Consider the following 278-nt stretch of genomic DNA (forward strand, 5'->3'; position numbering starts at 1 on the left):
GATCTCGCAGGTGAGATTTTGCGCCTCTGCATCGCGCTCGGTGGGTCCATCACCGGCGAGCACGGCGTCGGCATGGAGAAGCGCCAGTTCCTCGGTGAGATGTATGGTGCCGCGGATCTGGCTTGCATGCAGCGGCTGCGCCATGCTATCGACCCACTGGAGATTGCCAACCGTGGCAAGATGTTCGCCGAATCTGTTGTCGCCGATGATTCTCCATCCCGCCACACCTGACGAAGTCTCCGAAATCGTGCGTGCGCACAGTGCGCTCCGGCCGGTCG

At 62.2% G+C, this 278-nt stretch carries 1 protein-coding gene and 1 pseudogene (1 of these 2 running past the window's edge); both read left to right on the forward strand.

Going from position 1 to position 278, the window contains the following annotated elements; genetic code table 11:
* A partial coding sequence (locus GEV06_15695) for an FAD-binding oxidoreductase (protein MPZ19338.1) occupies nucleotides 1–231 on the forward strand: 231 nt, incomplete at its 5' end.
* A 20-nt stretch (nucleotides 232–251) separates the two neighbouring features.
* Nucleotides 252–278: pseudogene (locus GEV06_15700) on the forward strand (FAD-binding protein) (it continues 1,095 nt past the right edge of the window).

The organism is Luteitalea sp., assembly GCA_009377605.1.
GTDB lineage: Bacteria > Acidobacteriota > Vicinamibacteria > Vicinamibacterales > Vicinamibacteraceae > WHTT01.